Consider the following 23,841-nt stretch of genomic DNA (forward strand, 5'->3'; position numbering starts at 1 on the left):
GCCGGTCAGGACGAGAACGGGGGCGGTCAGGAAGAGAACTGGGCGGTCAGGAAGAGAACTGGGGGGTCAGGAGCGTGAAAAGCCGGACGGGACGGGGAGTGAAGGCGTCACTCGTCGTCGATGCCCCACGCGTCGGGCATTTCGATGACGTACCGGCCGTCCTCTTGAAGCGAGATGATGTACTCCTGTCTGTCGTACAGCTCCATCAGGTTGAGCTCGTACTGGCCGGGGCTGACGATGCGGATGCTCTCGAACTGGTCGTTGAGCTCGTCGCGGAGCGCGTCGATGCCGGGCTTGGACTCCTCGTCGGTCGGCTCCGAGGTCTCGGCGGAGTCGACATCGCGGCTCGCGCGGTCAAGCTCGTCCGGGGACACCACTTCGGATCGCGCGCTCGCCTGTGCCATGTCCTCGTCACTCCGGTCGGCGATCTGTTCCGTACCGTCGGACCCGGTCGTTGATTCGGCGCCCGCCACGGCATCGTCCGGCGTCGGATCGGCCCGGTCGTCCGGCGTCGCGTCTGCGGCGTTGTCGGGGCCCCGAGCGGCGGCGCCCTCGTCGGACGCCGACGCAACCTCCCCGTCCGCGGTCGGCCGCGTTCTGTCGGACGGCCCCGAGTCGGAGTCAGGCGTCCCGTCCGCTCCGGCGGCGGAGTCGGGCGTCCCGTCCGCTCCGGCGGCGGGGCCGGCGTTCTCCGTCGCGTTCGCGGGCTTGAACTGGAACTTGTTCCCGCCGCAGTCGGGGCACCCGGACAGCATCTCCTTGGAGCCGTCGGGGAACGTCCGGCCGCAGGAGGTACACTGGTGGGGCATCTACTTGCGAGAGACGAGCGTGCTGATGAGGTTCTCGTCTTTGTGGAGGGTCTCGATTCTGTTCGCCGGGCCGATCACCGTGAGCTTCTGGGTCGACTCGCGGCCCATCAACTTGTCGAGGAAGCTCTGGTCGCCCGCCTCGGCCTTGGGGTACGTCTCTATCTCGATGCCGGTGAAGTCGTCGGGGCTGATCTCGGTCATCGTCACCTCGATGAGCTTCGACTCCTCGTCGGGGGAGAGCCCCTCTTCGAGGATGACGATGTTTCCCTCGCGGACGCCGTCGAGGATGAGCCGGATCTTCTCCATGCTCGTGAGCCCCTCCATCCGCGCGCCGCTTATCATGTCGATCCGGACGCCGTCGTCGGAGTCGTCGGGATCGTCGGCGGCGTTGACGTTGGCTTTCGGGCCGGCCATTAGCCGAAGTACTCCGCGATCTTGGTGTACACTTCGTCCATGTTGTCGCCCTCCAACGCCGACAGCGGAATCGTCTCGTGTTGCGGGAAGGCGTTCGCGATCTGCTGGACGTCCGATCCCGGCAGGTCAGTCTTGTTCGCGAGAATGAGCGCGGGGAGGTCCTGCGACTCGATGATCCCGATCAGCATCGTGTTCACCTGGGTGAACGGGTCTGACGTCGAGTCGAGCACGTAGATGACGCCGTCGACGTCCTCGCGGAGCCAGTGCATCGCCTCCGCGACGCCCTCGGTCGCCTCGCGCGACCGGCGGACGGCGTCGTCCTTCTCCATGTCGTGGTCCAAGAACTCCTTGTAGTCGACTTTCGTCGTCACGCCGGGCGTGTCGACGATGTCGATGGTGACCGTCCGCCCGTTGCGTTCGATCTCCACGCCCTCCTTCCGGCGGGCCCGGCGAGTCTCGTGGGGGATGTGGCTCTCCGGCCCGACGGCGTCACCCGTCCAGTCGCGTGCGATCCGGTTTGCGAGGGTCGTTTTACCGGCGTTCGGCGGTCCGTAGATCCCGATCCGCTTGGGCTCGTCGGCCGCGAACAGGCCGTCTGTGACCCGCGATATGCTGTCTCTGAGATTCGTGAGCAGTCCCATCCTGACCTCCAGTCCGTGTGTGGTTTACCCGAACACCGCTGTCGTTTCGGACGCCGTTCGATCCGTGCGCTCGACGCCCGTTCGGGGGATTACGGTACGGTCCTCACCGCTCTCACTTAAGAACTGCGTCAGACATCCCCCCGATCCGGAGCATCGGCGCCGGACGAACCCGAAATTCGGCGTCGGGGGTGCGGTTCGGCGGGGGAGAATCGGCTGATGAGAAGGCGCGGTCGCGGGCGGCAGGCGACACGGGATCCCGGGGACCGTCGGTCCGCGACCCGACTCACTCGTCGGGTGTGACCCACTCGTTTGGCGGGTTGAGTGAAACGCCGGTTCAGTTTCGGACGATCGTTTGTTTACCTGCGGTGATATCGTTCGATCGAGGGGGTAGATCTCGTCGGAGAATAAAAGCGAAGAGTAACCGTATTATCTACCTCACGCGTACCAAATTGGCATGAACGACTCACAGGATGGCCCGGCGAACGAGTCTGTCGAGTCACTGTCGGACGACGCGAACGACGTGGGTTCCGGTGACCGCGGCTCCGACAGGAATCCTCCGCAAGAGCGTTCCGCCATCGGATCCGACAATTCCGACAGATCCGGCAGAGAGACGGGCCCCTCGAAGGATACGAAGGAGGCCATCATAGAGGCGACGTTCCGCGCGCTGAGCAAGCACGGCTACAAGGACCTCCGGATGCGCGATATCGGCGAGGAGATGGACCTCACGCGGCAGGTGATCCACTATCATTTCGACGGGAAGTACGACCTGATGTCTTCGTTCTCGACCCCGAACGGATGAGCCAGTTGGTGACCGACGTTATCCACGCCGCTCGCGGGCGGCGGATCTCGCTCGGTCACGAGGACGCCCCGGAGGAGACGCGAGAAGCAATAGACGAGTTCATTTTTGAATCGCTCGAACGGACCGAGTAGTCGAACGGATCAGGCGGTGGGGCAGAGCAAGTAGTCGAACGGATCAGACGATGGGACAGAGAAAGTAGTCGAATGGATCGAGCCAAGTCGGGCCGAAGCGGCGCGAGGTGGTTCGGCGCACAGACATCTGGGGGAGTCCTCTCGACTGTCGTCGCGACGACCGCCGCCATTTCAACTGGACATAGCGTGACCTCCCTGCGGGTACCTGCGACGGCGGACGACGCGGCTCGTCGGTCCCGAGATAATCCTCGGTCGCGGACTGGTTCTCAGTGACTCTTTAGCGTTTTCGCGCCTCTTTTGACAGTTCATCGCCTCTTGCTGTCCGCTTGTTTAAATTTGAGGTGAGACTCTTCTCTCGGTGAGCCGGGTCGGGCAGTCTGGAGACTCGTCTTCAACGTGCGTCGGTGTGGAGTGACGGAAGACGTCATCGCAGTCAGGTTGTCCAACTTCGGTCACCCCTTCGGCTTGCTTCGCTAGAACCACCAAGCGGAACCCGCTGGCGACGAACGTCAGGGTGTTGAGGCGGGTGACACCTGTGGGGACTTCCCGGCCCAGTGCTAACGGCCGGAGAGGGTCCGGATTGGTACTTCTCGCTGGTATCCCCCCCACCCCTTCGTTTCAGGTGGAACCGGGCTCGGCGGTGGGGTGGTGGCCGGTTGAACCGGAGTTGTCCAGGGTTGTCTGTGGGCGGCAAGAAAAATACGACTATAAACAAGATAAAATAACTACAAACATACTAATATATTCTATAGTAGATTGCCGAGGGCACTGTTCTACGCTATAGATATTAAATCTACCTCTGTTACATAGAGCTCTTCGACCCCCTCCCCACCCCTGATCGCTGTTCCACACGAAACGAAGGGGTGGGGGGTCCATTCGAAGAGAACAATCAGTCGGCACTCCAGACCGCGCCCACAACCGGGAGATCGGGAACGACCAACGGAACTCCCAGCCGGATGATTGGTTCCTTCACGGCGACTCCCACTCATCAGGTCGAATGTGGACCGACTGATCCGCCGATGAGACGACCCGTTCGGCGATATCTCGTCAAACGTCGTGGAGCTTTCCCGTCTGTCGCTGGGATCACCTCATTTTCTCGACCAGTCTGCCCGGCGATTCGTTCGGTTCGGACGGGGTCTGTCTCCACCTGCTCGCTGGACTAATGGGGACGTTTCAACTCCAGAGAGGAACACTTTTGTACCGTCTCTTCATCTGGTTCGACTGTATCAAGTGGACGCGGTCGATGTCGTATTCGACCGCGAATGCGTATTTCCGACCGGAGACGGCGTGAGAATCGGTTCTCTTGGTCGTCTCCACCTGAAACGGAGGGGTTCACATGGACGAAGGCGATCACACACCGCGGGCTGACGACGGCACTGATCAGACCGACGACGATGACTCGGTCGACGACGACTCGGACCGTAGCGACGGCTCCGCGTCCGATATCGCTGATCTGAACTCCGATGGCCCGCCCGAGACCGGTTCCGACTTCGGTGACGACCCCGACCGTGACGCCGACTCCAGTGAGGACTCCGACCGCGACTCGGGATCCCGTTCCGTACCCGACCCGGTAACGGACGCCGGACCCGAAACCGCGGAGATCGACAACGGCAGTCGCGACCGATCGTCGCCCGACGTCGACTTCGACGGCGTCGTCCTCGACGACGACGACAATCAGGGCCTGTTCGACGACCTCCTCTCCGGCGAGCCGATCTTCGAGAACAAGGAGGTCCTCCGGCCCTCGTACACCCCGCACGAACTCCCGCATCGGAACGACCAAATCAACCGGATGGCGACGATCCTCGTCTCCGCGCTCCGCGGCGAGACCCCTTCGAACATCCTCATCTACGGGAAGACGGGAACCGGGAAGACCGCCTCGGCGAAGTTCGTCTCGCAGGAGCTCGAGTCCACCTCGCAGAAGTACGACGTACCCTGCGAGGTCGAGTACATCAACTGCGAGGTGACCGACACCCAGTACCGCGTCCTCGCCCAGCTCGCGAACACGTTCATCGAGGAGAACCAAGCGGTGATCGCCGATCAGCTGGAGCGACTCGAAGGCCTCCGCGCGGACGCGACGGACGCCGACGAGACGGCCGGCCGCGACGCGGCCGCCGCCCTCGCCGACACCGAGTTCGACTCGATCGAGGACCTCGACGACCGCATCGAGACGCTGGAGGACGACGCCGACGAGATGGAGGAGGTCCCGATGACGGGGTGGCCGACCGACCGCGTCTACTCGACGTTCTTCGAGGCGGTCGACTACCACGAGCGCGTGGTCGTGATCATGCTCGATGAAATTGACAAGCTCGTCGAGAAGAGCGGCGACGACACGCTCTATAACCTCTCGCGGATGAACTCCGAGCTCAACCGCTCGCGCATCTCCATCATGGGGATCTCGAACGATCTCAAGTTCACCGACTTCCTCGACCCCCGCGTCAAGTCGAGCCTCGGCGAGGAGGAGATCGTTTTCCCGCCGTACGACGCTAACCAGCTCCGCGACATCCTCCAGCACCGCGCCGACACGGCGTTCAAGCCCGACGCGCTCACCGACGACGTGATCCCCCTCTGCGCCGCCTTCGCCGCGCAGGAACACGGCGACGCGCGGCGGGCGCTCGACCTCCTCCGCACCGCGGGCGAACTCGCCGAGCGCTCGCAGGCCGAGATCGTCGCGGAGAAGCACGTCCGGCAGGCGCAGGACAAGATCGAACTCGACCGCGTTGTCGAGGTCGTCCGCACCCTCCCGACACAGAGCAAGATCGTCTTATTCGCCGTGATCCTCCTGGAGAAGAACGGCGTTCACAACATCAACACCGGCGAGGTGTTCAACATCTACAAGCGGCTCTGCGAGGAGATCGACGCCGACGTGCTGACCCAGCGGCGCGTCACCGACCTCATCAGCGAACTCGACATGCTGGGGATCGTCAACGCCGTCGTCGTCTCCAAGGGGCGCTACGGGCGAACGAAAGAGATGGGTCTCTCCGTGCCGGTCGAGGAGACCGAGGCGGTCCTCCTGTCCGACTCTCGGCTCGGCGACATCGAAAACGCGCAGCCGTTCGTTCAGGCGCGGTTCGACAACTGACGCCGACCGCGCCGCCTCTGACACGTCTGACGTCGGCGCGTCGCGTCCGCAGTTACCCCGCGGCCGAGAAACCCGACGACGCCGGAGAGAGGCTACTTCCGACCGTCCGCGCTATCGCCTCGTTCAGCTCTACCTGCCCCGTCGCGACCAGCCGGATGTAGCCGAGATACGGGACTCGGACCCGCGCCACCCCGTTCACCCACTCCGCTCTGACGGGCGGCGAGAGCCCGCTGGCCTGGTCGTAGGCCCCGTTGTTGTCCCCCAGCGTGATGTAGCCGTCGTGCGGCGCCGGGCAGTTGGCGAGCGACTCGCAGTCGACGGCGTTGTGATACCGATCGTCGGCGCGGTCGTACCAGTTCTCTCCCTCGGTCACGTGGAACCTAGCCCGGTGGATGATGGGCGATCCGGTCCGACCCGGGGGCGTGTATATCATCACGGAGCCGTAGGATCCGAACGTCCGGTAGTCGACCTCCTGACCAACCTCGTGCGTGACGACGCCGACGCCGTTCTCGGCCGCGTCCGGCGCCAAGCGTCCCGGTTCGGTGACGAACACGAGGTCGCCGACCTGCATGTTCGGCTCCATGCTCCCCGACTCGACCGCGACCATGGGCGGCCACACGCCGCTCACGCCGAACAGCAGCAGCCCGACCAGAAGGACGACGGCGACGCTCGACAGCATCTCGCGGATCCACATCAGCGCGCCCTCCCGGTCGTGACGGAACCGATACAGGAACGACTCGTCCGGGTCGCCGTCCGACGATCTTGTCGATCCGAGGCCCGCCTTGGTAGCGATATCCTCGCCGTCGCGAGGGGCCTCGTCGTGAGAGTCGGCGCCGTGAGACGCACCGTCGTAAGCGTCGGCGCGATCGGGTTCGCCCGACTGCTCGGCCTCGGGCCGAGAGCCGGCCTCGGGCCGAGAGCCGGCCTCGGGCCGAGAGCCGGCCTCGGGCCGAGAGCCGGCCTCGGGCTCAGTGTCAGGTGCGTCGCCGCCCGCTCCGTCGGACGCTTCGTCTTCTAACTCGTCAGAAACGCCGCCTCCTCCGTCGTGAGCCGTTGCCGATTCGCTTCGGTTCCGCTCGTCTCGATCGGCCGACTCGTCGCCGTCTGTCGGCCGATCCCCTTCATCCATTACGACGCGTTTGGGGGGTTTCGCTCATAAGCTTCCGGGTCTCGAGAGTTCCCCTACCTCCTGACTCCGGCTCCGACTCCAGCCGACGCCTCCGGAACGGTTTTGCCCGTGACCCCCCTTTCGAGTGTCGTGCCGCTGGAGTCGAACGCCCGGATCGCGAAAGCCCTCGCCGAGCGCGGCTACAACGCCGAACGCGAGGCGGTCACCTTACTCGCGGGCGCGACGGACCCGACCGCGGCGATCGCGGCCACCGTCGACCGCGCCCCGGACGAGGCGCTTCGGATCACCGCCGACCACGTCCGCGAAGCGATCGACCACACCGATAAATCGGCCGCTCCCCCGGACGAAACCGGACAATCTCCAGTCGAAACGAAGGGGTCATCAGCCACCGAACCCGGCGCGACCGAGACCGTCGCCGACCCAGTGACGACCGACGGCGCTTCGGCTATGGATGTCGATACGGGGGCCGCTAGCGACCCCGCGACGACCGACGCCCCAACCGTCGACCCCGGGACCGCCGATCCACTGACTGCCGACCCCACGACTGCCGATTCACCGACTGCCGACCCCACGACTGCCGATTCACCGACTGCCGACTCCGCGACCGCCGCTGATACCTCACGTGATCTCGACCTGCGCGATCTGGAGGTCGGCAACGACATGACCGGCCGCAGCACGGGAACCGGCGAGTACAGCGACTTCGTCACGACGTTCCGCGACCGCTACGAGCGGCTCTCGAAGGTCCTCCGCGGCCGCGTCAACCACCGACCGGCCGAAGCGATCGCGAACATGCCCGGCGGTAGCGACGCCGCGATGATCGGCCTCGTCAACGACGTGCGCTCCACGAAGTCGGGCCACTGGCTGGTCGAACTGGAGGACACCACCGGGACGTTCCCCGCCCTCGTGATGAAGGACAAGGGGCTCGCGGACGTCGTCGACGAAATCCTGTTGGACGAGTGCGTCGCGGTCGAGGGGACGCTCGCCGACGACGCCGGGATCCTCTTCGCGGACTCGCTCCACTTCCCGGACGTCCCCCGGACGCACAACCCTGGCGGCGCCGACCGTCACGTCCAGGCCGCGCTGATCTCCGATGTCCACGTCGGCAGCGACGAATTCATGGCCGACGCGTGGCACAGCTTCGCGGACTGGCTCCACACGCCCGAGGCCGACCCCGTCGAGTACATCCTGCTCGCGGGCGACATGGTCGAGGGCGTCGGCGTCTACCCGGACCAGGACGAGGAGCTGGATATCGTCGACATCTACGAGCAGTACGAGGCCTTCGCGGAACACCTCAAGGAGGTACCGGCGGACACCGAGATCGTGATGATCCCGGGCAACCACGACGCGGTCCGGCTCGCGGAGCCGCAGCCCGGGTTCAACGACGAGATCCGCGCGATCATGGACGTCCACGACGCGCGGATCGTCTCGAACCCGGCGACGGTCTCCGTCGAAGGCGTCGAGGTGCTGATGTACCACGGCGTCTCGCTCGACGAGGTGATCGCGGAGCTTCCGGAAGAGAAGGCGAGCTACGACGAGCCGCACAAGGCGATGTACCAGCTGCTGAAGAAGCGTCACGTCGCGCCGCAGTTCGGCGGGCACACCCGCGTCGCGCCGGAGGAGCGCGACTACCTCGTCATCGAGGATGTCCCCGACGTGTTCCACACCGGCCACGTCCACAAGCTCGGTTGGGGAAAGTATCACAACGTCCTCGCGGTCAACTCCGGCTGCTGGCAGGCCCAGACCGACTTCCAGAAGTCAGTCAACATCGACCCCGACGCCGGCTACGCGCCGATCCTCGACCTCGACACGCTCGACATGACGGTCCGGAAGTTCTCCTGAGCCGGCCCGGAACGAACGAGCCCCTCTCGACCGCTATCGACCGATCTCTACCCGCCCGCTCGTCGCGTCGTTGAGCCGCTCGCGGAGCGCGTCGACCTGCGTGACGGGCACTCGGAGGTCGAACCGAACCCGCTCGCCGTAGTCGGCGTCGAACTCGACGCCGGACGACTCGATCACCCCCCGGACCGTCCCCGAGTCGTCGTACTCGGTCTCGACGACCAGACTTCGGTGCGGGCGCTCCTCGGTCACTCCCGCCGCGTCGACACCCTCCTTCACGGCGCGCGAGTAAGCGCGCGCGAGCCCCCCGACTCCGAGGTTCGTCCCGCCGTAGTAGCGCGTCACCACCGCGGCGACGTTCCGGATCTCGCGCTGCTGGAGGACGTTCAGGGCCGGTTTCCCGGCGGAGCCGGTCGGCTCCCCGTCGTCTGACGAGTACTCCCTGAGCATCGGTTCCGACCCCCGAGCGCGCTCGGACGGCTCGCCCGCGGGAACCCGGTACGCGGGCACGTTGTGGGTCGCGTCGGCGTACTCGTCTCGGACTGCCTCGACGAACGACTCCGCCGCTTCGATCGTGTCGACCGGCGCGACGTGGCCGAGGAACTCCGACCCCTGGACCTCGAACCGCGCCGTCGCGCGCTCGGCGACGGTCCGGTACGCGTCGGTCACGGCGTCCCCCCGTCGGCCTCCGGCTCTCCTTCGGCTCCGTCCGCCTCGCGACGCTCGACGACCACGCTCGTCGGCGGCGCGAGCCGGAACAGCGCGAGGTAGGCGGCGAATCCGACGACTTCGACGATCACCGCGACGACCGCGAGCGGCTCCGCCGCCAGCGCCGCGGCCGCGCCCGTCCCGTGCCACGCGAGGAACCCGCCGAGGAACGTCCCGAGCGTTCCCGCGCCGAGCGCGTACAGTCGGCGGTACTCGCCGGCCCGCAGCGTCGCGACCGCGACGGCCACCGCGAGCGCGCTCCCGGCGACGAACAGGTACGGGCGGGCGTCCGGGGGCGAGCCGAGCCGCGGCCACGCCCATAGGAGGTGGACCGCCGCGGCGACGACCGCGGCCTGGACGGCGACCCACCGGAGGAGGCGTTTTCTCGGGGTGTCGCGGCCGGCGGCCCCCTCATCTCGACTCGGGTCCGCCCCGCCTAGCGCGGTGTCAGCGCTCATCGAGTCCTCACTCCCACGGGTGGTTCCCGCGCGCGTCCGGCCACAGCGGGTACCAGTACGACTCGTCGTCCTCTAAGCCGAGCTCGCCGTCGAGGACCGACTGGAGCTTGAACTCGACCTGCTGGCTCCGGTCGTTCGTCCCCCGCGGCGCGAACGGGTAGTACGCGCCGCGCCGGAACGAGTAGATCCAGTAGGCCGGGCCGTCGTCGTTCTCGAAGCCGAACACGGCCGCGAGCAGCCGCGACCCGAACCCCTCCTCGATGAACTGGTCGGCCGCGAAGTGGACGCTCGTGACGAGGTCCTCGGGGTCGTCGTCCTCGAGGACGAACCACTGGTACCCGTGGTCGTCCTCGTACCGGTGGAAGCCGGTGCCGGTGTCGATCTCGCCGGCCTCTAGGATCGACTCGACGCTCTCGACCGCGTCGTCGAAGCGAGTGCTGTCCATGCCGGAGAAACACAGCGCGGCCTCGCCGCAGTGGTCGTACCCGAGGTCCGCCTGCATCGTCAGATACGCGGTCGACATCCCGAAGAGGTCCTCGGGGTCCGCCTCGCGGGTCGCGTCGGTCTCGGCGCTGGTCCCGAGCACGGCCCGGATCGTGTCGAAGATACCCATCTGCTCCCCGCTACGTGCGGCGGGGTTTAGGGCGTTTCTCTCGGGTCCGCCGTCGCTGGCCCCTCGATTACTCCTCGCCGACGCCTTCGACTACTCCTCGCCGACGTCCGCCGCCGGAATCTCGTCGACGTGGTCAAGATACGCCAACACTCCTCTAACGTTCAGCCCCGTGTTCGCCCGCGCTCGCTCGCGAGTCCAGTAGTCGACGTTGCGACTCGCCGCCTCGAAGTGTTCGACCACCGCGTTGTCGTCGTCGAGCTCCGCGCGCTTCTGCCGGACCGCCTCCACCCACTCGACGTACGCCCGCTTCGCCTCACCGATCAGCGTCGACTCGTAGCTCCGGGGTCCGAAGTGTCCGAAGCAGACCGTGTCGGGGTCGAGCCGCTCGATCAGCCGGAGGTCCTCGAGGCACTGCTCTAGGTCGAACTGCGGCGGCGGGGTCGTCGGCACCACGTCGTCGACCTCTGGGACGTAGATCCCGGCGGCGTCGGCGGTGAAGACCACGCCCGCCTCCGGCTCGTGGTAGACCGCGTGGTGGGGAGCGTGCCCGGGCGCATCGTGGGCGATCAGCTCGCGGTCGCCCAGATCGATCCGGTCTCCGTCGGCGACGCCCGCGATCCGGTCTTCCGGGACGGGCTCCGGCTCCGCGTAGTACGTCCACTGCCCCTCGACCGCCGACTTGGTTCCCGCGACGAGCGCCTCGGGGTCGACGAGGTGTCTGACTCCCTCCTCGGGCACACGGACCTCCGCGTTCGGGTAGCGCTCGGCGAGGTATCCCGCCCCGCCGGCGTGGTCGAGGTGGGCGTGGGTCGGGAGGATCCACGCGAGCTCGTCGCGGTCGATGCCGATCGCCTCGATGCTCTCGAAGAGGGCCTCTCGGTTCGCCCCCGTCCCGGTGTCTATCACGATCGGTCGCTCGGCGTCGTACACGTAGACGGCGCCGTACTCGTCGGTAGCGAACATCCCGGTGTCGTGGACGTACAGGTCCTCGACGCCCCGGACCGGTTCGAACTCGCCTGCGCGCATACCGGACGAGGGACCCGGGGGCACTTCTAGCGATCGGTCCGCAGGCCGACCGCGACGCTCAGCGCCGGGTCTCACGGGTCGGCGGCGATCGCGCGGGACGGGGCTTATGGTCGCGCCGCCCGAGGGGACGGTATGCGAGTGCTCGTCACCGGTGCGACCGGGTTCGTCGGGAGCCGCCTCGTCCCGACGCTCCTCTCGCGCGGCCACGACGTGGTCGCGCTCGTCCGCGACGCCGACGGCTACGCGGCGCCCGAGGGGGTCTCCGTGGTCGAGGGGGACCTCTTGGAACCGGACACGCTCCCCCCGGCGTTCGAGATCGACGGCGAGACGGTCGACGCCGCGTACTACCTCGTCCACTCGATGGACGGCGGCCCGGGATACGAGGAGCGGGACCGTAACTGCGCGACCAACTTCGCGGCGGCGGCCTCGGCCGCGGGGATCGAACGGATCGTCTACCTCGGCGGGCTCGGTGAGGACCGCGAGGACCTCTCCGAACACCTCCGATCCCGACGCGAGGTCGAGCGGATCCTCGCGGAAGGCGACCCGGCGCTCACGGCCCTCCGGGCCGCGATCATCATCGGCGCCGGCAGCGCCAGCTTCGAGGTGATCGCGGGGCTCGCGCGGCGGCTTCCGGTGATGGTCACCCCGAAGTGGGTAGACACGCTGTGCCAGCCGATCGCGGTCGCCGACGTGGTCGCGTACCTCGCCGGCGTCCTCGCCGCGCCCGAGACCGCCGGCGAAACGCTCGAGATCGGCGGGCCGGAGGTGTTGACCTACGCGGAGATCCTCCGCCGGACCAGGCGACAGCTCGGCGGCGGGCTTCGCATCGTGCGGGTCCCGGTGTTGAGCCCGGGCCTGTCCGCCCGTTGGCTCCGGCTCGTCACCGACGTGAACCCGTACCTCGCGCGGTCGCTCGTCGAGGGGCTCCGGAACACCGTGATCGTCGAAGACGACCGGATCCGGGACCTCGTCCCGATCGAACGCACGTCGTTCGAACTCGCGGTCGCCCGGGCGCTGACCGACTCGCCGAACGCGCAGCGCCCGTGGCTGACGACGCTCCGGGGGATCCGCCCGTGAGCCGCGAGTACGGAGAGACGTGGGTGTACGAGAGCCTCGTCGGCGGCATCCCCGGGCTCGGGATCTCCCGGACGCTGGCGGTCGCGCTCCAGTTCGTGATCTTCGAGGTGGGCGTGGTGGCGCTCGGGTGGTACTACGGGGTCTGGAACGCCGTGGCCGCCGGGACGGTCGCCGTCGTCGTCGCCGCGGTCGGCAGCGTCGAGATGCACCGCTTGGGCGCGAAGAACCGCCTGCTCGGAACCCCTCCGGAACACAAGCGGCTGCTGTTCGGGTCGAGCATCGAGATCGTGTTGGGCGTGCTGGCGTTCATCGCGCTGGTGACGTACCTGTTCGCGTGGGACGGGACCCTCATCAACCGCCTGTTCGGCGTGGACCCGCCGATTCCCGTCGTCTACCTCACGCTGCTCGTCCTTTGGGACCTGACGTACCGCATCGGGACCTCGTGGTGGAGCGCGGTCGTCGCCCTGTGGCGCGCCGTCCACGTCGACCTCCCGTCCGAGGAGCGGGCGACCGTCCGCCGGCTCGACGCCGAGAACATCGGCTTCTCGCTCGTTCAGCTCGCGCTCGTCCCGTTCTTACTCTCCGAGCCCGTGCTGCTCGGCGCGGTGGTGGGGCACGTCATCGCGGTCGCGCTCGTCTGCGGCGCGGCGATCCTGCTCACGTGAGACGCGGTCGCTATCGGCAGCGAGTCCGGTACAATAGCACGGCCGGTATCGAGAGCGCGACCGCTGTCGGCGTTCGAGAACGGAATTAAAAGGCGCGGCGTCGCCGCGGCCGCGTCACTTCCCCTGAAGCTCTTCGAACTTGTCGAGGAGTGCCTCCGTGGAGTCGCCCGAGTCGTAGGTCAGGGAACCGGAGTACTCGGGCCGCTCCGCGTCGAAGTCGGCGTCGACTTCGCTGGTCTTCTTCTCGCGACGCTCGTGTTCGGCCTCGTCATAGGCACCCATTGACATGGTACGACTACACTTGGCCGTTTCCTGTAATATACCTGTCGGTAAACGTATCATAGATGATGAAGGTTCGGCCACGTCCACCGGAATCGATTAACCCCGCGACGTGATACCAAACGCCCGTGGCCCAACCCCTCCGATTCAGGCGCTCGCCCGGCCGGTGGACCGCGGATCGGGTCCGGTCGCAGCTCGGCCGTCCCCTCGACGAGAACCTCGGGTCGACCGCCGGCGACCCGTGGTTCGCGCCGCCGCCCGACTACGAGGCGCGGCGGTTCGACATGGACGACGACTCCTTCGCGCTGTTCTGCTGGACCGACGACGACGCCGACCCGCCGGCCGGCGCCGAGGGCGGTCCCGTCGGGTACTGGCTGGGCAACACGGAGACGCCGAGCGAGCTCTGGCGGACGGACAAGTACGGGTTCGACGAGGCGCCGTATCCCGTTTCCCGGTGGGCACAGCGGGAGCTGCTCGCCGGCCTCCACGACGACGAGCCGTGGCTGGCGGAGTACCCCCACGTCTCGTGGTTCTTTCTCCCCGTGTTCTGCTCGAAGGACGGCGCGGAGACGAGCCGGGCGTTCTTCCGCGACCACGCGGCCGGGTTCCCGGACGCGACCCGCGACGCCGGGACGGGGTTCGTCGAGGAGACCCTCCGGCCTGGGGTGCTCGACGACTACCGCGAGACGATGGCCGGGAAGCTCGGTACCTCCGCCTCGCGGGACCTCGTCCGGATGAGCGCGGCCATCGCCGAGTTCACCGCGGCCCGGATCCTCGCGGACGCGGGGTACGAGGTCACCCCGGAGATCGAGGTGACGACGGGACACTCGCTCGACTTCCGCGCGACGGAGCCCGACACCGGGACCGGTCACCTCGTCGAGGTCACGCGCCCGCAGCCGACCGCGGGGCGGTCCGCGAACGATCCGGTCGCCGCCGTCCGCGACACCGCCGAGACGAAGACCAGCGGACAGCTCGCGGCCCACGCCGGCGGCGTCACGCTGTTCGTCGACTGCTCGTCGTTTCCCGCCGACGAGTGGGCCGCCGTGCGCGAGGCCGAACCCGCGGTCCGTCACAAGCCCGCGGTCGTCTACCGCGCCGAGCCGGACGGGTCGATCGAGGGCTATCGGAAGGGGTCGGTCCCGCTCGACCTCTCCGGGGTCGTCGACGGCGTCTCGTAGCCTCGCGGGGTTCCGCCGAGCCGAGCTCTCTCCCTCGCAGCGGATCGGCGACGCTCCGCGATCGAGTTTCGAAAAAACGTGCGTGGATCCCGCGCGGTTCGCCGCCTCAGAACGAGACGGGCGAGGGCCCGTCCTCCGCGTCGGTGGTCGGGTCGCGGTCCGAGTAGAACCGGCGACCGACGCCGCGGTGACAGACGCCGGCCCGGAGCGTGGTGAACACGTCCTCCGCGTCTTCGAACGTCTGATCGCCGAACCGCTCCAAGACGTCGCCGAGCCGCTCGGACCCGTTCGCGAGCTCTACGGTCGCGTTTCCGTGAGCCGCGATGATCTCCTCAGAGGTGGTCGGGTACTGGTGCCGTTCGAGTCGGTCGTCGACGCCGTTCAAGCGCATCAACAGTAGGGAGCCGCCAGCAGTCCTTAATGATTGTCCATGTACGACCTTAGTCGGAGGGGATACCTTATATTGCCTTATATCGGGCCTGCTCCGGTTCGACGGCCCGGTCCGATCGGTCCCCTCGAACCGCCGTCGATTAGTGGCGCGCCCGACTACTCGCCGGTATGCCCGCCGCCTCTGACGACCGCGTCGTCGCCGACCTCCACGCCCACACGACCCTCTCGGACGGCACGATGACGCTCGACGAAGTCCCCGCGGCCGCCCGCGAGGCCGGCGTCGACTGGGTCGCCGTCACCGACCACGACAGCGTTCACCCCGAGATAGACGCGCCGGTCGTCGAGCGCGACGGCGTCCGGATCGTCCGCGGGATCGAACTCCGCGTCGACGCCGGGTTCGGGCGGCTCGACCTTCTCGGCTACGGCGTCGAACACACCGGCGCGCTCGACGCTGAGATCGACCGTCTCCAGCGCGACCGCCGAGAGCGCGGCGCCGCCATCCTCGACGCGGTCGAGGAGCGGCTGGGCGTCGACCTCGACATCGAGCCCCGCGCCGGGCTGGGGCGACCGCACATCGCGCGGGCGATCGACGAGTCGGAGGCCCCCTACGACTACGCCGGGGCGTTCGACGAGCTGATCGGGAACGACGGTCCGTGTTACGTCGCGCGCGACGTGACGCCGCTCGACGAGGGGCTCGACCTCCTCGACGACGCCTGCGCGCTCGTCGGCCTCGCTCACCCGTTCCGGTACGAGCGCGTCGACGAGGCGCTCGACGTCGCCCGCGAGTCGGCCGCGATCGACGCGGTCGAGCGCTTCTACCCCTACGGTCGCGCCGTCGACGACTCGCGGATCGACCGCCTCGCCGCCGAGGCCGACCTGCTCAGAACGGGCGGGACGGACGCGCACGAGCGGACGCTCGGCGTCGCGGGCTTGACGGCGTCGGCGTTCGAGCCCGTCCGCGATCGGCTCCCCGAGGCGGTCCCGACAGACGGGTCCGCGACGGGCGACTCCGCCGCCGCGGCGACGCCCGACGAACAGGATTAAGCCCGCGCCGGACCGAGGACCGGGTATGCGGTGTCACTACTGCGACCGGGAGGCCACGTACGAGGCGGAGCAGGGCGGCGTGGTCGTCGGTCTCTGCGAGTCCCACTTCAAACAGCGCGTCGAGGAGCTCGCCGAGTCGGACGAGCTCGCGGAGCTCCGCGACCGGATCGACGTCGAGTCCTCCGAGTAATCGGCCGGAGACGAACGCTAAAAGTCGGCGGGACCCGAACAACCGGTATGGACCTCACGGACCGGCCCCGCCGCCTCCGGACCGACGACGTTCGCCCGCTCGTCGCCGAGACCGACCTCTCCGCGTCGGACCTCGTCGCCCCCGTCTTCGTCGACGCCACGACCGACGAGCGCGTCCCGATCGAGACGATGCCCGGCCACGAGCGCGTGCCGGTCGACGAGGCGGTCGACCGGGTCGCCGAGGTCAGCGACACCGGCGTCGAGGCCGTCATCCTCTTCGGCGTCCCCGAGTCGAAGGACGCGTCCGGGAGCCGGGCGTACGCGGACGACGGCGTCGTCCAGCGCGCGATCCGCCGGATTTCCGCCGAGACTGATGTCACCGTCATCGGCGACGTCTGCCTCTGTGAATACACCGAGCACGGACACTGCGGCGTGATCGAGGAGAGCGCCGAGTCGGATCCGACGCTCACCGTCAAGAACGACGAGACGCTGGACCTGCTGGCGCGCACCGCAGTCTCGCAGGCCGACGCGGGCGCCGACGTGGTCGCTCCCTCCGCGATGACCGACGGGCAGGTAAAAGCGATCCGCGAGGCGCTCGACGCGGCGGGTCACGAGGAGGTGGCCATCCTGAGCTACGCGGCGAAGTACGAGTCCGCCTTCTACGGCCCCTTCCGCGACGCGGCCGACGGCGCCCCCGCGTTCGGTGACCGACGCCACTACCAGATGGACCCCGCGAACCGCCGCGAGGCGCTCCGAGAGGCCCGCCTCGACGCCGAGCAGGGCGCCGACGTGCTGATGGTGAAACCCGGCCTGCCATACCTCGACATCGTCGGCGACCTCCGGCGAGAGTTCGACCGTCCCATCGCGGCGTACAACGTCTCCGGCGAGTACGCGATGCTCCACGCCGCCGCGGAGAAGGGGTGGCTCGACCTGGAGGCGACCGCGCTGGAGTCGCTCACGGCGCTCAAGCGCGCGGGCGCGGACCTCATCATCACGTACTTCGCCGAGGACGTAGCCGATCAGTTATAAATAGACTCGGGCAGGAGTCGACGCGTTTCCCGACTATCCACCTCGGCGCGCGCCTCCGAGCGGTCGCCACCGGCGGCCGCGAGGAGCGCGTGCGATGGAGTCGCGAAAGGAGGCCGACGAGGCCGGGGAGGCGTGAGGCCGCGGGGCGGGGCTTCGGCGGTGTTCGCTCAGATCGAGACACCGGCTGTTGTTTATACGCAACCGATCGAGCGACCGGAACTGCTCACACCACCTGCTCGCCGTCGTCGTCGTACACCTCGATGGCGTCGACCGGGCACGAGCGCGCCGCGAACTTCGCGTCGAGCTCCTCGCCGTCGGGCACCTCGACGACGAACAGGTCCTCGTCCTCCTCGGTACTCCCCGCTAAGTCGGCCTTTCCGTCGTTCAGGTCCTTCTCGAAGGCGTCCCACTCGGCGACGCACTGGTACATCCCGACGCAGGTGTCGCGGTCGAACTCGACGTACATGCTCACCTGTTCGGCGAGCCGATACAAAGCGGTGACGACGAGACGTGTAGGGCTCCGGTTGGTTCTGATTCGATGACTGACTCGGATTCGACGGTCAATCCTCGGTAACTACCTCCGAAGCCCCGGCCTCGTCGCTCGCTTCGCTCCCGACTCCAGCGAGAACCGAAGATGCTCCGGCAGCCGGCGCGCAGCGCCGGCGACCTCGCGCGCGACTCACAGCCTGACGGCTGTTCGTCGGCACGCGTCCTGACGGCTGTTCGTCGGCACGCGTCACCGCAACCCCTCTCCGACACCGACCTCCCCCCTCGGTTTCCAACGGCCGACCGCCCTTCTTAAGCGTCGCAGGCACCGATCGCCGCGTATGACCACGGTCTGGCTCGTTGACCGGCAGTTCGACTCGAAGGGGCTCGTGCGGCTCACCTACGCCACTGAGGACGGCAAGCGGATACACACGAAGGAGCTGGCCGAACAGCGGCTCGTCACCGGTGGCGGGATCACCGCCGGCCGCGAGGTCGACGAGACCGCGTTGGGGGAGACGCCCGCGGACGAGGTCGAGCGGTTCGCGACGGAGGCGTCGAAGATGGCGGCCGACCACGACCTCGACGACACGGTCTGAAGCGCTCGGCGTGCGCCGATGTCCCGCACAACCGAGCCCGTTAAGGGGGAACCGGCGGAACGTGTGACCGAAATGCCCAGTGGTGAGTACGACCCCGACGCCGTCGAGCCGCGCTGGCAGCGGCGATGGGTCGACGAGGAGACGTACGCCTATTCCGACGACGACCCGGTCGACCCGAACACCGTCTTCTCCATCGACACGCCCCCGCCGACGGTATCGGGCAGCCTCCACATGGGCCACCTGTACGGGTTCACCCTCCAGGACTTCGTCGCGCGCTTCGAGCGGATGAACGGTGGGGAGACGTTCTTCCCGTTCGGTTACGACGACAACGGCATCGCCTCCGAGCGGCTCACGGAGGACGAGCTCGACATCCGGCATCAGGACTTCGAGCGGCGCGAGTTCCAAGCGAAGTGCCGGGAGGTCTGCGCCGACTACGAGGAGCAGTTCACCGAGAACGTCCAATCGCTCGGCGTGTCGGTCGACTGGAACCACACGTACCAGACGATCGAACCCCGTGTCCAGCGCGTCTCGCAGCTGTCGTTCGTCGACCTGTACGAGCAGGGCCGGGAGTACCGCGAGAAGGCCCCCGCGATCTGGTGTCCCGAGTGCGAGACCGCCATCTCGCAGGTCGAGACCGAGGACGACGAGCAGGCCAGCCACTTCAACGACATCGCGTTCCCCGTCGCCGGACGCGACGGGAACGACGAGGTCGCCGACGAGTTCGTTATCTCGACGACGCGGCCCGAACTCCTCCCCGCGTGCGTCGCCGTCTTCGTCCACCCGGACGACGACGAGAACCAGGACCTCGTCGGCGAGTCCGCGGAGGTCCCGCTGTTCGGCCACGAGGTGCCGATCATCGCCGACGAGCGCGTCGACATGGAGACCGGCTCCGGCATCGTGATGTGCTGTACGTTCGGCGACCAGAACGACATCGAGTGGTACCAGGTCCACGACCTCGACCTCCGGGTCGCCATCGACGAGTCCGGCCACATGACCGACCTCGCCGGGGAGTACGAAGGGCTCCACGCCGACGAGGCGGGCGAAGCGATCGTCGAAGACCTCGACGAGGCGGGCGCGCTGCTCGACCGCCGCGACATCACCCACACGGTCAACGTCCACGAGCGCTGCGGGACGAGCGTCGAGTTCCTCGTCACCGAGCAGTGGTACATCGAGATGCTCGACAAGACGGACGAGTACCTCGAGATCGGTCGCGAGATGGACTGGTCGCCCGAGAAGATGTTCACCCGGTACGAACACTGGGTCGAGGGGCTCCAATGGGACTGGCTCATCTCCCGTCAGCGGTCATCCGGAATCCCGTTCCCGGTGTGGTACTGCGAGGGCTGCGGCGAGGAGGTCATCGCCGAGAAGGCCGACCTCCCGGTCGACCCCCTGTCGGACGACCCGCCCGTCGACGCGTGCCCCGAGTGCGGGCACGACGCCTTCCAGCCGGAGGACGACGTGCTCGACACGTGGGCCACCTCCAGCCTCACGCCCCTCGTCAACGCCGGCTGGGACTGGGACGACGAGGCCGAGGAGTTCACGATGGAGCGCCCGGAGCTGTACCGGTTCGACCTCCGACCGCAGGGCCACGACATCATCAGCTTCTGGCTGTTCCACACCCTCGTCAAGTGCTACGAGCACACCGGTGAGGTTCCGTTCGAGGAGACGATGATCAACGGCCACGTCCTCGACGAGAACCGCGAGAAGATGTCGAAGTCCGTCGGCAACGTCGTCGAGCCCGAGGCGGTCCTCGAGGAGTTCCCCGTGGACGCCACGCGCTACTGGGCGGCCGGCACCGCCGTCGGCGACGACTTCCCGTTCAAGGAGAAGGACCTCCGCGCGGGCGAGAAGCTGATCCGGAAGCTGTGGAACGCCTCGAAGCTCGTCGAGTCGCTCGCGCCGGAGCCGTTCCCGGCCGAGCCCGAGGGAGGCCTCCGCGAGCTCGACCGCTGGCTCCTCGCCGAGCTCGACGCCGAGATCGAGCGGCTCACCGAGCTCCTCGACGACCGCGCGTTCTCGAAGGCCCGCGACGAGCTCCGGAGCTTCTTCTGGAACACGTTCTGTGACGATTACCTCGAGATCGCGAAGCAGCGCGAGGACGACGCGGCGGCGTACACCCTCCGCACCGCGCACCGACGGTTCCTGAAGCTGTTCGCCCCGCTCCTTGCGCACGTTACCGAGGAGCTGTGGCACGACATGTACGCCGACGCGGTCGACGGGGCCACACCCGAAGGGGTCTCGCTCGCCGACGGTGCGAGCGACTCGATCCACCTCGCCGACTGGCCCGAGCCGCTCGGAATCGAGGCCGACCGCGACGCCGGGACCGCCGCCACCGCCGTCGTCGGCGCGCTCCGGAAGTACAAAAGCGAGAATCAGCTCCCTCTCACCGCCGCGCTCGACGCGGTGGAGGTGTACGCCGACGTGCGGGGCTTCGAGGACGACATCACCGGCGTGATGCACGTCGACGACCTCGCGGTCCACCCCGACGGCGACGCGCCCGTCGAGACGGTGATCACGGGCATCGACCTCGACTACGCCACCGTCGGCCCGAAGTACGGCGATCAGGTCGGGGACATCGAGGCCGCTCTCGCGCAGGGGGAGTACAAGATCGACGGCGACGAACTTCACGTCGCGAGCGTCACGCTGGTCGACGACGAGTTCGCGGTCGAAGAAGAGCGGCAGTACCAGGGCGAGGGCGAGCTGCTTCAGGCCGACGACGTCGTCGTCATCGTGCGTAACGAGGCGTAGCCCGCCCTCCCCTTCCGCCTCTCGACCCGCTCACAGGTCCGCGCCGACCGCGTCCTCGATCGAGTCGAACTCGTCGCGTTCGAGCAGTTCGAGCAGTCCCTCGTTGATGTCGCGCGCGAGGCTCGGCCCCTCGTAGACGAGCCCCGTGTATAGCTGGACGAGCGAGGCGCCGGCCCGTATCTTCTCGTAGGCGCCCGCGGCGTCTGAGATCCCCCCGACACCGATCACCGGCACGTCCGTGCGCTCGGCGACGAACCGCACCCGATCCGTCGCGAGCGATTCGATCGGCTTCCCCGAGAGGCCGCCGCGTTCCGCTCGGTTGTGACTCCGCACTGAGTCCGGCCGCGATGTCGTCGTGTTGGTCGCGATGACGCCGTCCAGATCGAGGTCGTCGACGACCCCGAGCGCGTCTTCGACCGCTGGCTCCGGAAGATCCGGGGAGAGTTTCACGAGGAGGGGGTCTGCGCCCGCATCGTCCAGCGTCCCGAGGATCCGCTCCAGCGCGTCGCGGTTCTGGAGCTCGCGGAGTCCCGGCGTGTTGGGACTGGAGACGTTGACGACGAAGTAGTCGCCCGCGTCCGCGACGCGCTCGTACGTGTACAGGTAATCGTCCGGGGCGTCCTCGAGCGGTGTCGACTTCGACTTCCCGATGTTGATCCCGACCGGCACGTCCGGGAGCGGGTCGCGATCGAGCCGCTCGCCGACCACGTCAGCGCCCTCGTTGTTGAACCCCATCCGATTGACGAGCGCCTCGTCCTCGCGCAAGCGAAACAGCCGCGGACGGGGGTTCCCGGGCTGCCGCTCGGCGGTGACGCCGCCGACTTCGACGTGACCGAACCCGAGGGACGACAGCGCTCGCGGCACGTGTGCGTTCTTGTCGAAACCGGCGGCGACACCCACTGGATTCGGGAATTTCGACCCGAACGCGTCGACCGCGAGCCGCTCGTCGCCGACCACGTACCGCTCGGCGAGCGCGGCGGAAACCGGAGTCCCCTGAACGCCGCCGAGGAGTCCGTGGATCAGTCCGTGTGCGGTCTCCGGCGGCAGCCGGAACAGTGCTGGCTTCAACAGGTCATACGCGCCCATCGTGCGTGTCTCGTCACGAGCGACAATCAATCCGCCGACCGCAGTCCGCGTCGCGACCGCTCGGCGGCGTCCTTGCCGACGAAAATCCCGCGGGTCCGCGTCAGAAGTCGTGTTCGAGCTGCTCCGGGTTCGCGTCCGCCTTCTGGATGATTATCTTCCCGTCTCGGACTCGGACGAACACCTCGTCGCCGATTTCCATGCCGGCGACGGCGAGTTCGTCCTCGTGAAGGTTCACGTGGACGTTGTGGTACTCCCCCTCGTCGTCCTTGGCGCCACTGGGGCTGAGCTTCTTTTTGCGGACCATCGCGGGTGTACTTGTCGCACTTCGCCATAGCAGACACATAAGTGTTGTTTACGCGTATTCGTATGCCCGACGAGCCAACCGCGCGGGTGCGTCGTCGGCTCCCTTGGCCGATCGACTCCCCGGCTAGTCGACCGACTGGCAACTCCCCTCCGACTGTTCGTGTGAACACCGTCTCGCGCTCGCCGTCCGCCTGAAATCCTCCGCGGGTCGGTCAACTCGTCTCGTCGGCGTTCCAAACCGCTAGCAGCGGCCGAGACAGTATATAAATGTTGTGCCGCACAGCTTTCATTTCCCCGATATATTTATTACACACTGTGTGCTGGTGTCACATGGAGGCAAAACCATGGTACGTGAAGACGGTAAGCGAAACTTTGCCCTTCGAGAGGAAGACGGATCGGAACCGAGTGAGTTCTCGGGGAACATGCCGCGTCAGGCGGCACTCAAGGCGGCTCGAACGCTCGAGCCGGCGCCTTCGGAGGAGGAGGCGCAACGAACGACGCTCCGTCTCCGTGAAAAGGGGACGCAGAAAGTCCACGAGTACGAGGGCTGGGCGTGGAAGGACAACGCCCCCGAGGTCGACGAGGCGGACGACGACTTCTGGCTCAACGACCTCAACGACATCACTAAGGCTAACGTCTCGAAGCAGGGCATCGAGTACCTCGACGAGGAGTAGCTCCCGGACGCTCCGGTTCCGATCTCTCGTTTTCGGTACTGCTCGACCGGAACAGTCCGGGCTTGATCACTACACCGGCACAGAGAACTCGTCTCGGATAGACGCTGCCGCACATCGATTCGATCCGGTCAGTTATCACTGTTTTACGCCATGAAACCGCATGACGTAGTGGAGTTGGTTCGACGGGGTTAAGTATACCCCGGGCATTCGAAGAAATGCGAAGAACGCAACGCGGACTCGGGCCGTTCAACTCGGCCCGGTTTCGCTGGACCCGTACCGTTTCGATGGGTTTATGACCCGTCGCCCGGTACGTTCAGGTCCGCGAAGGATGAGGATCGCGCCCCCTGCGCTCCGGCGTAAGCGGCGATCTGATGTGAGCCGTGGTCGTTCGGTGTCATCCAAGCCGCTGGATGGACCGGACACCACACAGACCAATGCAATGGTGTGTCAACCT

At 67.3% G+C, this 23,841-nt stretch carries 24 protein-coding genes and 1 pseudogene; 12 read left to right on the plus strand and 13 right to left on the minus strand.

Annotation, left to right across the window (positions count from 1 at the left end):
* Positions 1-107: 107 nt before the first annotated feature.
* The 3 genes from EXE47_RS14880 to EXE47_RS14890 are packed head-to-tail and all read right to left on the minus strand — an operon-like array spanning position 108 to position 1,864.
* Entirely contained in the window at positions 108-809 is a 702-nt protein-coding gene (locus EXE47_RS14880) for a Zn-ribbon domain-containing protein (RefSeq protein WP_089308531.1), read from the minus strand.
* A complete protein-coding gene (locus EXE47_RS14885; protein WP_049931967.1) occupies positions 810-1,223 on the minus strand; it encodes a DUF2073 domain-containing protein in 414 nt (137 codons plus the stop codon).
* Entirely contained in the window at positions 1,223-1,864 is a 642-nt protein-coding gene (locus tag EXE47_RS14890; RefSeq protein ID WP_049931966.1) for an Era-like GTP-binding protein, read from the minus strand. Before EXE47_RS14890 ends, EXE47_RS14885 begins: the two co-directional genes overlap by 1 nt.
* Before the next feature lie 454 nt (positions 1,865-2,318).
* Here EXE47_RS14890 and EXE47_RS14895 point away from each other — a divergent pair.
* Positions 2,319-2,794, plus strand: a pseudogene (locus EXE47_RS14895) (TetR/AcrR family transcriptional regulator).
* Positions 2,795-4,130: 1,336 nt separating this feature from the next.
* The gene (locus tag EXE47_RS14905; protein ID WP_049931964.1) at positions 4,131-5,873 is read left to right on the plus strand and encodes a Cdc6/Cdc18 family protein; all 1,743 of its coding nucleotides are present in this window, start codon (positions 4,131-4,133) and stop codon (positions 5,871-5,873) included.
* Between the two features lie 52 nt (positions 5,874-5,925).
* Here EXE47_RS14905 and EXE47_RS14910 read toward each other — a convergent pair whose 3' ends face one another.
* Positions 5,926-7,002, minus strand: coding sequence for a S26 family signal peptidase (locus tag EXE47_RS14910; protein ID WP_137708488.1), 1,077 nt, complete (start codon positions 7,000-7,002; stop codon positions 5,926-5,928).
* 129 nt (positions 7,003-7,131) lie between these two features.
* On the opposite strand from EXE47_RS14910, the gene EXE47_RS14915 reads away from it, so the two are divergent.
* Positions 7,132-8,841, plus strand: coding sequence for a DNA-directed DNA polymerase II small subunit (locus EXE47_RS14915; RefSeq protein WP_137708489.1), 1,710 nt, complete (start codon positions 7,132-7,134; stop codon positions 8,839-8,841).
* A gap of 33 nt (positions 8,842-8,874) precedes the next feature.
* Here the strand turns inward: EXE47_RS14915 and EXE47_RS14920 are convergent, their stop codons facing one another.
* From EXE47_RS14920 to EXE47_RS14935, 4 genes are all read right to left on the minus strand, one after another.
* Positions 8,875-9,507: a YigZ family protein gene (locus EXE47_RS14920; protein ID WP_089308534.1), complete on the minus strand. Its 633-nt coding sequence runs from the start codon at positions 9,505-9,507 to the stop codon at positions 8,875-8,877.
* Entirely contained in the window at positions 9,504-10,004 is a 501-nt protein-coding gene (locus EXE47_RS14925) for a hypothetical protein (protein WP_086220197.1), read from the minus strand. Before EXE47_RS14925 ends, EXE47_RS14920 begins: the two co-directional genes overlap by 4 nt.
* 7 nt (positions 10,005-10,011) lie before the next feature.
* A complete protein-coding gene (locus tag EXE47_RS14930) occupies positions 10,012-10,617 on the minus strand; it encodes a hypothetical protein (RefSeq protein WP_049931956.1) in 606 nt (201 codons plus the stop codon).
* 90 nt (positions 10,618-10,707) lie between these two features.
* Entirely contained in the window at positions 10,708-11,643 is a 936-nt protein-coding gene (locus EXE47_RS14935) for an MBL fold metallo-hydrolase (protein ID WP_089308535.1), read from the minus strand.
* A gap of 132 nt (positions 11,644-11,775) precedes the next feature.
* On the opposite strand from EXE47_RS14935, the gene EXE47_RS14940 reads away from it, so the two are divergent.
* Positions 11,776-12,720 carry an NAD(P)H-binding protein gene (locus EXE47_RS14940; protein WP_049931954.1) on the plus strand — a complete coding sequence of 315 codons (945 nt, stop codon included), beginning with the start codon at positions 11,776-11,778 and terminating at the stop codon, positions 12,718-12,720.
* Positions 12,717-13,385: a hypothetical protein gene (locus tag EXE47_RS14945; protein ID WP_089308542.1), complete on the plus strand. Its 669-nt coding sequence runs from the start codon at positions 12,717-12,719 to the stop codon at positions 13,383-13,385. Before EXE47_RS14940 ends, EXE47_RS14945 begins: the two co-directional genes overlap by 4 nt.
* Positions 13,386-13,499: 114 nt before the next feature.
* Here EXE47_RS14945 and EXE47_RS18540 read toward each other — a convergent pair whose 3' ends face one another.
* Positions 13,500-13,667 carry a DUF5786 family protein gene (locus tag EXE47_RS18540; protein ID WP_004599209.1) on the minus strand — a complete coding sequence of 56 codons (168 nt, stop codon included), beginning with the start codon at positions 13,665-13,667 and terminating at the stop codon, positions 13,500-13,502.
* 125 nt (positions 13,668-13,792) lie between these two features.
* Here EXE47_RS18540 and EXE47_RS14950 point away from each other — a divergent pair, with 125 nt between their 5' ends.
* Complete coding sequence (locus EXE47_RS14950; protein ID WP_049931952.1) at positions 13,793-14,842, plus strand: DUF5784 family protein; 1,050 nt, start codon at positions 13,793-13,795, stop codon at positions 14,840-14,842.
* A 106-nt stretch (positions 14,843-14,948) separates the two neighbouring features.
* Here the strand turns inward: EXE47_RS14950 and EXE47_RS14955 are convergent, their stop codons facing one another.
* Positions 14,949-15,233, minus strand: coding sequence for a hypothetical protein (locus tag EXE47_RS14955; RefSeq protein ID WP_008585525.1), 285 nt, complete (start codon positions 15,231-15,233; stop codon positions 14,949-14,951).
* Positions 15,234-15,400: 167 nt separating this feature from the next.
* On the opposite strand from EXE47_RS14955, the gene EXE47_RS14960 reads away from it, so the two are divergent.
* From EXE47_RS14960 to hemB, 3 genes are read left to right on the plus strand one after another with little or no spacing between them, the layout of a single operon-like run.
* Positions 15,401-16,276: a PHP domain-containing protein gene (locus EXE47_RS14960; RefSeq protein ID WP_089308536.1), complete on the plus strand. Its 876-nt coding sequence runs from the start codon at positions 15,401-15,403 to the stop codon at positions 16,274-16,276.
* 25 nt (positions 16,277-16,301) lie between these two features.
* Positions 16,302-16,466, plus strand: coding sequence for a DUF6757 family protein (locus EXE47_RS18800; protein WP_167373086.1), 165 nt, complete (start codon positions 16,302-16,304; stop codon positions 16,464-16,466).
* Positions 16,467-16,513: 47 nt separating this feature from the next.
* Positions 16,514-17,494, plus strand: a complete 981-nt coding sequence (hemB, locus tag EXE47_RS14965; RefSeq protein WP_089308537.1) for a porphobilinogen synthase — start codon at positions 16,514-16,516, stop codon at positions 17,492-17,494.
* A 223-nt stretch (positions 17,495-17,717) separates the two neighbouring features.
* Here the strand turns inward: hemB and EXE47_RS14970 are convergent, their stop codons facing one another.
* Complete coding sequence (locus tag EXE47_RS14970; protein ID WP_049931946.1) at positions 17,718-17,960, minus strand: ferredoxin; 243 nt, start codon at positions 17,958-17,960, stop codon at positions 17,718-17,720.
* Between the two features lie 361 nt (positions 17,961-18,321).
* Between EXE47_RS14970 and EXE47_RS14975 the strand changes: the two genes are divergently transcribed.
* Positions 18,322-18,576 (plus strand): hypothetical protein, encoded by a 255-nt coding sequence (locus EXE47_RS14975; protein WP_049931944.1) that lies wholly within the window; start codon positions 18,322-18,324, stop codon positions 18,574-18,576.
* A 72-nt stretch (positions 18,577-18,648) separates the two neighbouring features.
* Positions 18,649-21,324: a valine--tRNA ligase gene (locus tag EXE47_RS14980; RefSeq protein WP_089308538.1), complete on the plus strand. Its 2,676-nt coding sequence runs from the start codon at positions 18,649-18,651 to the stop codon at positions 21,322-21,324.
* 30 nt (positions 21,325-21,354) lie between these two features.
* On the opposite strand, the gene EXE47_RS14985 is transcribed toward EXE47_RS14980, so the two are convergent.
* Entirely contained in the window at positions 21,355-22,410 is a 1,056-nt protein-coding gene (locus tag EXE47_RS14985) for a quinone-dependent dihydroorotate dehydrogenase (protein WP_049931940.1), read from the minus strand.
* Positions 22,411-22,510: 100 nt separating this feature from the next.
* Positions 22,511-22,714, minus strand: coding sequence for a hypothetical protein (locus tag EXE47_RS14990; RefSeq protein ID WP_049931938.1), 204 nt, complete (start codon positions 22,712-22,714; stop codon positions 22,511-22,513).
* 343 nt (positions 22,715-23,057) lie between these two features.
* Here EXE47_RS14990 and EXE47_RS14995 point away from each other — a divergent pair, with 343 nt between their 5' ends.
* Complete coding sequence (locus EXE47_RS14995; protein WP_049931936.1) at positions 23,058-23,387, plus strand: non-histone chromosomal MC1 family protein; 330 nt, start codon at positions 23,058-23,060, stop codon at positions 23,385-23,387.
* Positions 23,388-23,841: the final 454 nt, after the last annotated feature.

Source organism: Halorubrum sp. GN12_10-3_MGM (assembly GCF_005435235.1).
Lineage (GTDB): Archaea > Halobacteriota > Halobacteria > Halobacteriales > Haloferacaceae > Halorubrum > Halorubrum ezzemoulense.

Bases quoted from the DNA above. Each gene is read 5' to 3' on its own strand.
- EXE47_RS14925 (WP_086220197.1), bottom strand. From the start codon at position 10,004: ATGAGCGCTGACACCGCGCTAGGCGGGGCGGACCCGAGTCGAGATGAG.
- EXE47_RS14885 (WP_049931967.1), bottom strand. From the start codon at position 1,223: ATGGCCGGCCCGAAAGCCAACGTCAACGCCGCCGACGATCCCGACGAC.
- EXE47_RS14975 (WP_049931944.1), top strand. From the start codon at position 18,322: ATGACCACGGTCTGGCTCGTTGACCGGCAGTTCGACTCGAAGGGGCTC.
- EXE47_RS14935 (WP_089308535.1), bottom strand. From the start codon at position 11,643: ATGCGCGCAGGCGAGTTCGAACCGGTCCGGGGCGTCGAGGACCTGTAC.
- hemB (WP_089308537.1), top strand. From the start codon at position 16,514: ATGGACCTCACGGACCGGCCCCGCCGCCTCCGGACCGACGACGTTCGC.
- EXE47_RS14880 (WP_089308531.1), bottom strand. From the start codon at position 809: ATGCCCCACCAGTGTACCTCCTGCGGCCGGACGTTCCCCGACGGCTCC.
- EXE47_RS14985 (WP_049931940.1), bottom strand. From the start codon at position 22,410: ATGGGCGCGTATGACCTGTTGAAGCCAGCACTGTTCCGGCTGCCGCCG.
- EXE47_RS14910 (WP_137708488.1), bottom strand. From the start codon at position 7,002: ATGGATGAAGGGGATCGGCCGACAGACGGCGACGAGTCGGCCGATCGA.
- EXE47_RS14890 (WP_049931966.1), bottom strand. From the start codon at position 1,864: ATGGGACTGCTCACGAATCTCAGAGACAGCATATCGCGGGTCACAGAC.
- EXE47_RS14905 (WP_049931964.1), top strand. From the start codon at position 4,131: ATGGACGAAGGCGATCACACACCGCGGGCTGACGACGGCACTGATCAG.
- EXE47_RS14970 (WP_049931946.1), bottom strand. From the start codon at position 17,960: ATGTACGTCGAGTTCGACCGCGACACCTGCGTCGGGATGTACCAGTGC.
- EXE47_RS14980 (WP_089308538.1), top strand. From the start codon at position 18,649: ATGCCCAGTGGTGAGTACGACCCCGACGCCGTCGAGCCGCGCTGGCAG.
- EXE47_RS14940 (WP_049931954.1), top strand. From the start codon at position 11,776: ATGCGAGTGCTCGTCACCGGTGCGACCGGGTTCGTCGGGAGCCGCCTC.
- EXE47_RS14990 (WP_049931938.1), bottom strand. From the start codon at position 22,714: ATGGTCCGCAAAAAGAAGCTCAGCCCCAGTGGCGCCAAGGACGACGAG.
- EXE47_RS14955 (WP_008585525.1), bottom strand. From the start codon at position 15,233: ATGCGCTTGAACGGCGTCGACGACCGACTCGAACGGCACCAGTACCCG.
- EXE47_RS14930 (WP_049931956.1), bottom strand. From the start codon at position 10,617: ATGGGTATCTTCGACACGATCCGGGCCGTGCTCGGGACCAGCGCCGAG.
- EXE47_RS18800 (WP_167373086.1), top strand. From the start codon at position 16,302: ATGCGGTGTCACTACTGCGACCGGGAGGCCACGTACGAGGCGGAGCAG.
- EXE47_RS14960 (WP_089308536.1), top strand. From the start codon at position 15,401: ATGCCCGCCGCCTCTGACGACCGCGTCGTCGCCGACCTCCACGCCCAC.
- EXE47_RS14995 (WP_049931936.1), top strand. From the start codon at position 23,058: ATGGTACGTGAAGACGGTAAGCGAAACTTTGCCCTTCGAGAGGAAGAC.
- EXE47_RS18540 (WP_004599209.1), bottom strand. From the start codon at position 13,667: ATGGGTGCCTATGACGAGGCCGAACACGAGCGTCGCGAGAAGAAGACC.